Raw genomic sequence first — 12,086 nt, 5'->3', positions numbered from 1 at the left:
ATCTACTCTCTCATATGATAGTTATGTATTAATTGTTAACCTGCCTTATTTGCTTCAACTTCTGCTTCCTCGAGTGTCGCCATGTCATTAATGATTCTAGTAGCTGCCTCTACTAAATTCATTCCTAATACTGCACCGGTTCCTTCACCTAATCTCATATCCATATCTAACATTGGTTCTAAACCTAATAGTTCATACATTCTGATATGACCAGGCTCTACTGATTTGTGAGATGGAATTAAATAATTAGTTACTTGTGGTTCTAATTTTTGTGCAATTAAAGCTGCAGCCCCAGAAATTAAACCATCAATCATTACAGGTGTTTGATTGGCTGTTGCCCCTAACATAACCCCCGCTATTCCTCCGATTTCTAAGCCACCTACTTTAGCTAAAATATCTAAAGCATCATCCTCTTGAGGTTGATTAACTTCTAAAGCTTCTTTAATTATCTCTTTCTTCTTCTTTAATTGTTCATCATTAATTCCTGTTCCATATCCTACTGTTTCATCTAAAGACAGATCAGTCATTATCGTTAAGATAGCGCTACTTGGGGTAGTATTACCGATTCCCATCTCTCCAGTTCCAATTAAATTAGCGCCATTATCAATTAAATCCTGTACCACTTCAATTCCAGCTTCTATACTAGCAATTGCTTCTTGTTTAGTCATAGCCGGACCTTTAGCTAAATTATTAGTTCCAGGCTTTACTTTTTTTACTACCAACTTTTCAGATTCTATCTCACTAGCTACTCCAATATCTACTATAGTTACCTCTGCTCCCACTTGGTTTGCTAAAGCATTAACAGCTGCTCCTTCATTTAGAAAGTTATATACCATCTGTGTTGTTACTGCCTGAGGAACTGTACTGACTCCTTCTTCTACTACTCCATGATCACCAGCCATAACAACGTGTACCTTCTGATCTACCTTAGCAAATAAATCCTCAGTGATTCCAGCCAATTTAATCGCTATTTCTTCTAACTTACCTAAACTCCCTGGGGGTTTAGTTAAGCTATCTAACCTCGCTTGTGCTTCATCCATCTTTTTTTCATCTAAACTATCAATTTTAGCAATTGTCTCTTTTAATAATTCCATTATAATCAACTCCTCAGCAATTTTAATTATTATTAAAAAGCTTTATCGTCTACTCACCTTCATTATCAACTGTTCACAATCATTACAAATATTCAGCTACTATCTTCATTGGTTCAGCTTTATCATTCATAATTCTTATCTCCGTCTCTTCGTTTAATTTCTTTTTAGCTAATACTTTCTCTTGATTAATTGCTAATTTAGCCTCTGTCTGCCAATCTTCTTTTACCCTAGCTTGAGTCATCTTTAAATCTGATTTACTAATCCTTTCTCCATATTTAGCAATATCTCCAGCGTGAGTAGCTATCCTTGCGGCTATTACACCTCTTTTAATATCTTCAGTATTTGGTAAACCTAAGTGTTCTGCTGGTGTAACATAACAGACAAAATCTGCTCCTGCCCAAGTCGATTTAGCTCCACCAATAGCTGCTACAATATGATCATAACCTGCAGCAACATCGGTAACTAACATTCCCAAAACAAAGAATGGAGCATTATGACATAATTCTTTCTGTACTTGAATAGTTGTCTCTATATGATGCAAAGGAACATGCCCTGGCCCTTCTACCATCGCCTGTACACCTGCTTTCCTAGCCCTTTGTACTAACTCGCCACTAATTAATAATCCTTGTACCTGTGCCCGATCTAAAGAATCAACTACTGCACCTGGTCTAATCCCATCGCCTAAACTTAAAGTTACATCATATTTCTTAGCAATCTCTAATACTCGATCATACTGAGTGTAAAGTGGATTTTCTTTTTGATGATGAAGCATCCAGCCAGTCAAAAAGCCACCTCCACGACTAACTACATCAGTAAATCTCCCTTCATTCTTTAACCTCGCTAAAACTTCTAATGTCATTCCACAATGAATCGCCATAAAGTCTACTCCTGCTTTAGCCTGCTTTTCAATTTCATTAAAGATATCTTCTGGCTCCATCTCCACTACTGATCCATATTTATCAATACTCTTAATCCCAGCTTGATAAATCGGTACAGTACCTACTGGAACATTAGCTATTTCTAAAGTATTCTTACGGATCTGGTCAATATCACCCCCGGTACTTAAATCCATAATAGCATCTGCCCCTGCATCTAAAGCTGCTTGTAATTTCTCCTTCTCACATTCCATATCTGGATAATCTAATGAAGCACCCATACTGGCATTTACTTTAGTTCTTAAACCAGAACCTATCCCCATATATTCTCTATCCTTACGATTGATATTAGCCGGAATAACTATTCTTCCTTCAGCTACCCCTTCTCTAATCACTTCTGCTTCGACTTTCTCATTAATGGCAACTTCTCTCATCTCTTCAGTAATGATGCCTTCCTTAGCTTGAATTAATTGTGTCATTACATACTCCCCTTCTATATAGAAATTATGACTTTCTTAAACTGACACTATCACTGATCACTGATAGTTTAACTCAAATACTCATCAACCACTTGAATTGCACAGTATTCACCGCACATCGCACATCCATCACTTCCCGCTGGATTTCTTTCTTCTCTTGTTTGTTTAGCATTCTCAGGATTTAAAGCTAAATTTATTTCTGCTTCCCAATCTAATTCTTTTCTTGCTTTAGCCATTTTCTCTTCTTTTATCCACGCTTCTTTTTTTCCTTTAGAAACATCACCAACTTGAGCTGCAATCTTAGCTGACATTACTCCATCTCTTATATCCTCTTGTGTTGGAAAATCAAGATGTTCTACTGGAGTTACATAACATAAAAAATCTGCCCCAGCTGCAGCAGCAAAAGCCCCACCAATAGCTGCATTAATATCATCTTCTCCAGTGGCTAAATCCGTTACTAGCGGACCAAACACAAAGTACGGTGCTCCATGACAGAGTTCTTTCTGTAATTGAATTGTACTTTCAATTTGATCTAAAGGAACATGCCCTGGTCCCTTGACCATCATCTGCACCCCTGCTTCTCTACCTTTATCAACTAACTCCCCTAGGATGATCAATTCTTGAATCTGAGCCCTATCGAAAGAATCAACAATGGCTCCCGGCCGAAAAGTGTCAGCTAAGCTAAGAGTCATATCATACTCTTTAGCAATCTCTAATAAGCGGTCATATTCTTCATAAAATGGATTCTCTCGATCATGGTGTAGCATCCAACCAGCTAGAATTTGTCCACCATGACTTACTAATCCTTCAACTCTACCTTCAAACTTTAACCTTTGTAATGTTTCAAATGTCAAACCTGCATGGATCCCCATAAAATCAACTCCATCTGCTGCCTGTCTTTCTACTATAGAAAATATATCATCAACTGTCATATCTAAAATTGATCCTGTTTTCTCTTCACACTCTTTAGCTGCTTGATAGATTGGTAAAGTCCCTACAGGTAATTCAGTTTTCTCTAATATTTGTCTTCGAATCTTATCTATATCTCCATCTTTACTTAAGTCCATAATAGCATCGGTACCTAACTCTATGGCTAAATCTATCTTAGCTAATTCAGTTTTTGTATCTGTATAATCTTCATAAAGTCCTACACTAGTATTTACTTTAGTCTTTAGCCCTTTTCCAAACCCTTGACTAAACTCTGTCTTCCTCTCCTTATTTTTAGGTATTACTACTCTTCCCGTAGCTACCTCCTTTCTAATAATATCTACTGCTATCCCTTCTTGCTTAGCTACTTTCTCCATTTCTGGAGTTATCTCTCCTGATTTTGCTTTAATTAATTGAGTCATTACTTCTTCCTCCCTATTAGATTTATATATAAATACAAAAAAAGTCCACGATCTCTTAAGAGATCGTGGACTTTTCCATTATCCACTACTATTAACTTTATCTTTATTCCACGAAAGATAAAATTTACTACTTAAATAGGCAGGTTTCCTGACTCACGATAAATTTATTCTAACCTTCCCTAATTATTTAAATAATAATCAGGTGGTATATAAATAGAGTAAATCTTCTATCGCTTACAGTGGCGGGACCGTGTTGTAACGAGGGATTAATAAACTTACCTCATCCAAACTTCCCTTTTAAACTTATTGGTTTGAATAATTTTCCTACACAGCCAATAAATCACCTATTTAATAAAATATTATTTTTTGACGTATATATCTTATTCAACATAAGTTCTAAAAGTCCTTCTTAAAATATAATTTTTATAAATGATTAATTTGCTTTTTTAAATGGAATTACAACTTTTTCATCAGATATTCTATTGACTTTTGTTATATCCTCTTCGAAAAACTCCATAGGAATCACATATAATTCATCTTGAAATTTATAACCATAATAACTTTTTTCATTAATTAATAATTTACCTAATGAAATAGCTTCTTCTTGATCAACTTTTTTAGATAAGTAATTATGAATCTTAATATATCTTTCTTTCTCAGACATATTATAAATTAATCGGTCAGGCATAGCAAAAAATTCTCGCATTAACTCTGTAGTGGTACAAATTTGGCTACTTGATATCTTCACCTTTATATTCCCCCTTACATAAATATCCCCTTTAAACATTTAAATATCTTAGCCCCATCTTAAATCATACTTGCATTTTAGAAATTTCTCTTTGTAATTTATTAATAATTCTTTTTTCTAATCTGGAAATATATGATTGCGAAATTCCTAAGATATTCGCTACTTCTTTTTGAGTCATTTCTTCCTTGCCCTTACTCAAACCAAACCTTAGAATCATAATCTTCCTTTCTCTTTCAGTTAAAACCTTCATTGCTTGCAATAATAATTCTCTATCGATATCTTCTTCAATATCTTTATAGATTAAATCTATATCTGTTCCCAATATATCTGATAATTTCAATTCATTTCCATCCCAATCAACATTTAACGGCTCATCAAATGAAATCTCTGATCGTTTTTTATTATTGCGACGTAAATACATTAAAATTTCATTTTCTATACATCTAGACGCATAAGTAGCCAATTTAATTTTCTTACTAACATCAAAAGTATTAACCGCCTTAATTAAACCGATAGTTCCTATAGAAACTAAATCTTCTAAATCAATTCTTGTATTTTCAAACTTACGAGCTATGTATACTACTAAGCGCAAATTACGTTCAATCAAAACGCTCCGTACTGCATTATCATCTTCTTCTAACTTAGAAAGCAAATAACTTTCTTCTTCGTTTGATAAAGGTGGTGGTAAAGCTTCACTACTACCTACATAGAATACATCTTTTGCTACTTGAATTCCTAAATAATTTAATAATTTGATAGCTTGAATCCTTAATAATAATTTTACTTTTCTAACTAATGATAACAAATACATCCCCCCTTCATAACTTAGTAATAATTAATTATGAACCGCTACATTAACTAACTTTGGATTTACCAAAGCAGTATAACTGACTTCTTGATTAAACTGCTGATCATAAATACCGATTATTACAGATTGAGTAACTATCTCTTCCCCGTATAAATTCAGTATAACTTTATCAGGTTTTAATCCAATTAATAATCCATTTTGACTACCAATTGCTGAAAATGGTATTAATCTAAAACGTTTTGCCCAAGAAGTATTACTTAAAACAGCAGCAATCTCCTCAATTTCTGACTCTAAATCATATTCTGTGAAAATATTTAGAATATTTTCAGGAAGAATATCCAATATAGTCTCTAATTCGACAATGATTACAGGTGTTTTAGTTAAGGGATCACTTAATTGATTTCCTGTATCTACTAATCCTTCTAATTTTAAAGATTGATTATCAAATTTAATAAATAAATCAACTAAAAAGCTTTCAGTTGAAACTTGCCCTTGAAATATTCTCCAACTAAATTTACCAACTATCCATAAAATAAATATACTAAATAGAAATATCCAAGTATCTTGTAAAGAAAGATTAACATTACCCGTTAATTCTGAAAATTGTGATTTAACATTCAAATTATACCCTGCCATTAGTATCCCAGCAGCTAAAAAAGTAATCAAATAAAAATATCCTATAGCTTTAAAAAATTTCTTAATTTTAATTGGTATATAAGCTACATTAACCATTATTATAGAAATAACAAAATACATAACTATATTATTCCAACCCCGCATTTCAGGGAATAGAATTAAAATAGTATATACAGTGCCACAAATAGCACTTAAACTTAATTGCCAAATCCTATAGTCAATTTTTATTAACCTTGCTGTTGTCCATAAAAGTAAATAATTCATAACTAAATTAATTATTATTACTAAATCAAAATAAATAGTTAATTGCATTTTGTTCCCCTCTATAATATTTATTAGACTATAATGATAAATTACCTTCCTAACTTCATTTTTATTTTTTGTGATCTTTTTATCTTTCTTAGATGATAAATTGTTTATTTACATTTATTATAACCATTTTGTCATCAGATGCCGAAAATTAAAAAAATCTCGACCCCTTACGAGATCGAGATTTGATTAATTATTCTTTATTTTTTCTTAAAAATGCCGGTATATCTAGGTCATCATCAGCAAAAGATTTGATATCATTTAACTCTTCTTCGTAGTCATCTTGGTCTGCATTAGCACCTGCTTCTGCTGTCTTAACTTCATTTTGGTTAACTTCATCAAAACCAGTAGCGATTACAGTTACTTTTACTTGATTTTCCATCTCTTCATCAACCACAGCACCTAATATGATATTAGCATTAGAATCTGCTACTTCAGATACTATTTTAGCTGCTTCATTAGCTTCATGTAAACCTAAATCTACTCCCCCTGTAATATTTAATAAGACACCTTTAGCTCCATCAATAGAAGCCTCTAATAAAGGAGAATCTATAGCCTTTTCAGCTGCCTCAGCAGCTCTATTTTCTCCATCAGCAGTTCCAATTCCCATCAAAGCAGAACCTGCATCAGTCATTATAGTTTTTACATCAGCAAAATCTAAATTAATTAAACCAGTAATAGTAATCAAATCAGAGATCCCCTGTACACCTTGCCGTAAAACATCATCAGCAACTTCAAATGCTTCTAATAATGAAGTCTGTTTTTCAACTACTTCTAATAATCTATCATTAGGAATAACGATTAAAGTATCAACTTTCTCTTTTAAATTATTAACACCATATTCCGCTTTGTCCATTCGTTTTCTACCTTCAACTGTAAAAGGTTTAGTTACTACTCCTACTGTTAAAGCTCCTAATTCTTTAGCCACCTCTGCTACTACTGGAGCAGCACCTGTCCCAGTACCTCCTCCCATACCAGCAGTAATGAATACCATATCCGATCCTTTTAAGTTTTCAGCAATCATATCTCTACTTTCTTCAGCAGCATCATGTCCAATTTCAGGATTAGCACCAGCTCCTAATCCTTTAGTTAACTTTTCACCTATCTGAAGAGTAATGCTAGCTTCTGAAGAAACCAAAGCCTGTGCATCAGTATTAATAGCCACAAATTCTACACCCTGTAAATCAGATTCAATCATACGGTTGATAGCATTATTACCACCACCGCCAACACCAACAACTTTTATATCAGCAAATTGTTCTGTTTCAGCACAAAATTCAAACATGATAAGCTACCTCCTCTATCAAATTAAAAGACATCTTCAAACCAACCTCTAACTCTATTTAATAAATTATTCATACCTTCTTTTTTCTGCCCCTTTTTTATAATAGGCTGTTCAGGTTCTTGTTCACTACCATAACAGACTAATCCTATTCCTGTAGCAAATATAGCTGTACTACCTTCAGATATATTCGCTTCTTGCTTGCCAACTTTATATATATTATTACTAGCAAAATCAGCTAGATCATCTGCTTTTTTAGGAATACCTCTCCTAACAGGTAATTCTAATTTATCAGAAGCTAATTCTGCAAGCCTTTTCATTAATGAAGCTCCACCAGTAATTACTATCCCAGCAGGTAATAGACCATCATACCCCGATTCCTTAATTTCTTGTTGAACTAAGGTAAACATTTCATCAACTCTAGGCTCTATAATTTCACAAAGTAATTTGCGAGAAACTTTTTTGAAGTCTTGTCCACTAGTAGTTAATACTTCTACCTCTTCATCTTCGCTCACCATATCTGCTGATGCATATCCATCACTAATTTTAATCTCCTCAGCAGTAGTAATCGGAGTTCGAAGACCTACTGCAATATCACTAGTAATATGATCTCCTCCTACTGGAAGAACAGACGTATACCAGATGCTACCATCCTTAAAGATAGCTACATCAGTAGTTCCTCCTCCAATATCAACTAAAACCACACCTAATTCTTTCTCACTATTAGATAAGACCGCTTGACTAGCTGCTAAAGGTTCTAAAACCACATCTTCAACATCTATACCTACTTTATGTACACTTTTAATTAAATTCTCAATTGAGGTTATAGAACCAGTAACTATGTGAGTTTCCACCTCTAATCTTACCCCTGACATTCCTAATGGATGTTTAATATTCTGACAGCCATCTATCACAAAGCCTCTCGGTAACACATGTAAGATCTTTCTTTCTGGAGGTATAGCTACAATCTGTGAAGCTTCAATTACTCTATCGATATCTTCTTGACTAATCTCTTTATCCTCACCTGTAATTGCAACTACTCCATGACTATTTATAGAAGAAATATGTGAACCAGCTATCCCTACATATACAGAGTCTACCTCAATCCCAGCCATTCTCTCTGCATTCATAATTGCTGTTTCTATTGAATTAACAGTGTCATCAATATCAACTACCACACCTTTTCTTAATCCAACGGAAGGACTAGTTCCTATCCCAATTATATCTAAAATTTCATCATTACTAACCTCAGCTATAATAGCACATATTTTTGTCGTACCGATATCTAAACCAGTTATAATTCTACGTTCTGTCACTAATTGTCCTCCTTTCTAAACCGACGACAGATATTAATTTAATTGATATATTTAAACATAACTTGTATGTCTTCCTTAAATTTGAAATTATTAATTCTCTTATGTGATATTTTCAACATAAACTACTAATTTCCTCTTTTTATAATAAATTTTATTAAAAAAATTCATTATTTTAGCTTAATTACCGGATTATTATAATATTTTAAATTAATATAATCAAATGATTTCCCTTTTTTATTTAGATCATCATATATTTGATTAAATAATTTGATCTTATATTCTACTCTAACAGGTTGTCCAAATTTAACTATACTAGAATTAGAAGATAAACTAAGATTACCATTCTCTTTTATCTTAATTTTATTGGCTAATTTAATAAATTCTCCATCTATTTTGCTTAAATATTGAAAGACCATCTTTAACTTTTTATCAACTTTCACCTTATTATTATTTTTCTTAATTGTAACCCCTTCTAAAATAGGACAATTAAGATCAGATGAATTTTGCACCTTAGATATAATCCACCCCTTCTTACTGATTAACAGATAACTATCATTTTCTAAAACAGCCACTAATGGTTCTCTTTCATCAACTACAATTCTTACCATTGAGGGAAAATGGCGTTTTAAAATCACTCCCTCTATTTGTGGTTTAACCATTAATCTTGAACTTATTTTATCAAAATCGAGTTGAAATATATTCTGGCCTTTATTTAATCTTGTAAATTTAATTACTTGTTTATTATTCAAAATTTTATTACCACTAACCTTTATTTCAGCTAAATCAAAAAAATTTGAATTTATGAAAGTTAACATAGATATAATAAAAACTAAACTCAAAGAAATTAAAAAATATTCCCTTCTTTGCAACTAACTCACTCCTTTAAATTAATGCATTTATGAAAGCATTAATATTTATTAATGAAGTGTTAAAGACGCAGAAGGTCCTGCGCCTTTATATTATCATCATTCTAAAGCATACTCTAAAATCTTAATTACTAACTCTGTAAATTCAATTCCTGCTGCCTTTGATGCTTGTGGTAACAAACTAGTCTCAGTCATACCAGGAATAGTATTTACTTCTAAAACATATGGCTTTCCGTTAGTAGAAAGTATTAAATCTACTCTAGCCATACCACAACATTTCAATTCTTTATATGCTTTATAAGCCATCTTTTCTGATTCTCTATAGACCTCTTCATCTATTTGAGCAGGAATAATAAATTCTGTCATCCCTTTTGTATATTTAGCTGTAAAATCATAAATTCCTTCTTTTGGTTTAATTTCTATTATTGGTAAAATCAAAAGCTCTTGATTACCTAAAACTCCAACCGTAATCTCTTTACCATCTATGTATTCCTCAATTAATATCTCAGTGTCATACTCAAAAGCTGTATCTATTGCATTAATTATATCTTCTGCTTTATCTACAATTGATAATCCTAAACTAGATCCTTCTAATGCAGGTTTTACTACTAAAGGTAACCCTAAATTATCTACCAACTTTTCAACTAAATTTTCATCTTTATTTTGCCAATTATTTTTATTTAAGACCTCAAATGTAGGAGTGCAGATTTCCTCTTGCTTAAATAGCTTTTTAGAAATTACTTTATCCATAGCCAGTGCACTGGCTAAAACTCCTGAACCAGTATAAGGAATATCTTCTATTTCAAATAAACCTTGTATTGTACCATCCTCCCCATATCTACCATGGAGGGCAATAAATGCTACATCTATTTCAGTTTCTTTTAGTATTTGGTGAAAATTATCAGCCTGTGGGTCTAATTGAATAACATCTATATTAGATGACTTTAAGGCTTTATAAATAGCCTTACCAGTCTTTAATGAAATCTCTCTTTCTGCTGACCTTCCACCACAGACTACAGCTACCTTTTCATCCATTAATTTTCTCCTCCTTACCCTTCTTATTAAACTGAGGTAGTACTCAACCGAGTAATCTGTCCTCCTAAGTTATTAATCTTACTCTCTAAGTTCTCATAACCGCGGTCAATATGATAAATACTATCTATTCTTGTCTCCCCTTTAGCTAATAATCCAGCTAAAACTAATGCAGCTCCTGCCCTTAAATCACTAGCTTCTACAACAGATCCTGATAATCTTTCGATACCATTTATAATAGCAGAACGACTCTCAATTCTTATATCAGCCCCCATTCTTCTTAATTCATCTGCATGCTTAAGGCGATTCTCAAATATAGTTTCAGTAACTACACTAGTCCCTTCAGCTACTGAAAGCATTGTCATGAATTGTGGCTGCATATCAGTTGCAAAACCAGGATAAGGTAATGTCTTAACATCAACAGCTTTCACCTTTGGAACTCCTGTGACTTTTATTTGATCTTGGTTATGCTTAACTTCAACTCCCGCCTCTATCAATTTAGCAATTATTGGTTCTACATGTTCTGGAATCACATTATTTAATAAAATATCACCATTAGTTATGGCAGCTGCTACCATAAATGTTCCAGTCTCAATCCGGTCAGGAATAACAGTATAATCAATTGATTCTAATTTTTGAACCCCTTTAATCTTAATCAAATCAGTTCCGGCTCCTCTAATTTGAGCTCCCATTCCATTTAAGAAGTTCTGTAAATCTATAATCTCTGGTTCCTTAGCAGCATTTCTAATTATTGTAGTGCCTTTAGCTTTAGTAGCTGCCATCATAATATTCTCAGTAGCACCCACACTTGGAAAATCAAGGTGAATATCAGCACCTACTAACTCATCAGCCTTACCTTCTAAATAACCGTGACCCTCAGTAAATTCAACTCCTAATGCTTTCAATCCTTTTATATGTAAATCAATTGGTCGCGGTCCAATGCTACAACCTCCTGGCTGAGAAATCCGCACTTCATTAAATCTAGCTAATAACGGTCCCATTAAAAAGATAGTTGCTCTCATCTTTCTCATTAAATATTCAGGGATTTCACAAGAGTCTATCAAACTAGAATCAACAGATATCACATCATTTTCTTGACTGACATCTGCTCCTAAAGTACCTAGTACTTCCTTCATTACTTTTACATCACGCAATAAAGGAATTTCACGAATCACATTTTTGCCTGAAGATAGTACTGTGCCTGCCAAGATGGGTAAAACAGCATTCTTAGCACCACTAATTTCCACTTCACCAATTAACCTATTACCTCCTTGAACTATAAAACTATCCAC

The 12,086-nt window shown here is 33.1% G+C and carries 11 protein-coding genes and 1 riboswitch; all 11 genes read right to left on the bottom strand.

Features of this window, described 5'->3' with window-relative positions; genetic code table 11:
- Window positions 1-35: 35 nt before the first annotated feature.
- Complete coding sequence (gene cobT / locus B5D41_RS02575) at window positions 36-1,094, bottom strand: nicotinate-nucleotide--dimethylbenzimidazole phosphoribosyltransferase (RefSeq protein WP_078809042.1); 1,059 nt, start codon at window positions 1,092-1,094, stop codon at window positions 36-38.
- Between the two features lie 82 nt (window positions 1,095-1,176).
- A complete protein-coding gene (gene thiC / locus B5D41_RS02570; RefSeq protein WP_078809041.1) occupies window positions 1,177-2,448 on the bottom strand; it encodes a phosphomethylpyrimidine synthase ThiC in 1,272 nt (423 codons plus the stop codon).
- Between the two features lie 68 nt (window positions 2,449-2,516).
- Window positions 2,517-3,797: a phosphomethylpyrimidine synthase ThiC gene (gene thiC, locus B5D41_RS02565; protein ID WP_078809040.1), complete on the bottom strand. Its 1,281-nt coding sequence runs from the start codon at window positions 3,795-3,797 to the stop codon at window positions 2,517-2,519.
- Window positions 3,798-3,918: 121 nt separating this feature from the next.
- Window positions 3,919-4,160, bottom strand: a riboswitch (cobalamin riboswitch).
- 70 nt (window positions 4,161-4,230) lie between these two features.
- Window positions 4,231-4,545: a hypothetical protein gene (locus B5D41_RS02560; RefSeq protein ID WP_078809039.1), complete on the bottom strand. Its 315-nt coding sequence runs from the start codon at window positions 4,543-4,545 to the stop codon at window positions 4,231-4,233.
- A 64-nt stretch (window positions 4,546-4,609) separates the two neighbouring features.
- Window positions 4,610-5,350 (bottom strand): RNA polymerase sporulation sigma factor SigE, encoded by a 741-nt coding sequence (gene sigE, locus B5D41_RS02555; protein ID WP_200806403.1) that lies wholly within the window; start codon window positions 5,348-5,350, stop codon window positions 4,610-4,612.
- A gap of 30 nt (window positions 5,351-5,380) precedes the next feature.
- Window positions 5,381-6,301 carry a sigma-E processing peptidase SpoIIGA gene (gene spoIIGA, locus B5D41_RS02550; protein ID WP_078809037.1) on the bottom strand — a complete coding sequence of 307 codons (921 nt, stop codon included), beginning with the start codon at window positions 6,299-6,301 and terminating at the stop codon, window positions 5,381-5,383.
- Window positions 6,302-6,491: 190 nt separating this feature from the next.
- Complete coding sequence (ftsZ, locus tag B5D41_RS02545; RefSeq protein ID WP_078809036.1) at window positions 6,492-7,583, bottom strand: cell division protein FtsZ; 1,092 nt, start codon at window positions 7,581-7,583, stop codon at window positions 6,492-6,494.
- Between the two features lie 23 nt (window positions 7,584-7,606).
- Window positions 7,607-8,896 (bottom strand): cell division protein FtsA, encoded by a 1,290-nt coding sequence (gene ftsA, locus B5D41_RS02540; protein ID WP_078809035.1) that lies wholly within the window; start codon window positions 8,894-8,896, stop codon window positions 7,607-7,609.
- 167 nt (window positions 8,897-9,063) lie between these two features.
- Window positions 9,064-9,765, bottom strand: coding sequence for a cell division protein FtsQ/DivIB (locus B5D41_RS02535; RefSeq protein WP_078809034.1), 702 nt, complete (start codon window positions 9,763-9,765; stop codon window positions 9,064-9,066).
- A 96-nt stretch (window positions 9,766-9,861) separates the two neighbouring features.
- A complete protein-coding gene (locus B5D41_RS02530) occupies window positions 9,862-10,797 on the bottom strand; it encodes a D-alanine--D-alanine ligase (RefSeq protein ID WP_078809033.1) in 936 nt (311 codons plus the stop codon).
- Window positions 10,798-10,823: 26 nt separating this feature from the next.
- Window positions 10,824-12,086 (bottom strand): UDP-N-acetylglucosamine 1-carboxyvinyltransferase, encoded by a 1,263-nt coding sequence (murA, locus tag B5D41_RS02525; protein ID WP_078809032.1) that lies wholly within the window; start codon window positions 12,084-12,086, stop codon window positions 10,824-10,826.

This window comes from Selenihalanaerobacter shriftii, from assembly GCF_900167185.1.
Lineage (GTDB): Bacteria > Bacillota > Halanaerobiia > Halobacteroidales > Acetohalobiaceae > Selenihalanaerobacter > Selenihalanaerobacter shriftii.
This window is presented reverse-complemented; position numbering and strand designations above follow the sequence as displayed.